This window comes from Methanobrevibacter sp. 87.7, from assembly GCF_002208625.1.
In the GTDB taxonomy this organism is placed as follows: domain Archaea; phylum Methanobacteriota; class Methanobacteria; order Methanobacteriales; family Methanobacteriaceae; genus Methanarmilla.
Genome location: NZ_MRCT01000293.1, coordinates 1 through 350 on the forward strand (window position 1 = coordinate 1; position 350 = coordinate 350).

Sequence of the window (350 nt, forward strand, 5' to 3'; positions counted from 1 at the left end):
ATATAATTTTAAGAATGAAAAATATATCTATAATTAATTAAGAATTTAAAAATCTAATTTTATTTAAGTATTTTCTTTTATTTTTAAGATCTAAAAGCTTTGTTTGTTGTTTTATCCTTTTTTCCATAGTATTTAATTCATCTTCTAAAGCTTTATCTATAATTTTATCATATTTTTTAAATTCTTTATCATATTTCATTTCTAATTTTTTAATTTCAGCCATACGTTTATTAGAAATTCTTTTAAAAATTTCATCTGCTTCTTTATCAAATTCGTCAGGACTTACTTTAGACATATAATTCACCTAAAACATTAACAATTATTGATTATTATTAAATTTATATAATATA

1 protein-coding gene is annotated in these 350 nt (G+C 16.9%); it reads right to left on the reverse strand.

Features of this window, described 5'->3' with window-relative positions:
- Positions 1–37: 37 nt before the first annotated feature.
- Complete coding sequence (locus BGI41_RS08275) at positions 38–295, reverse strand: hypothetical protein (RefSeq protein ID WP_088540223.1); 258 nt, start codon at positions 293–295, stop codon at positions 38–40.
- Positions 296–350 lie beyond the last annotated feature (55 nt).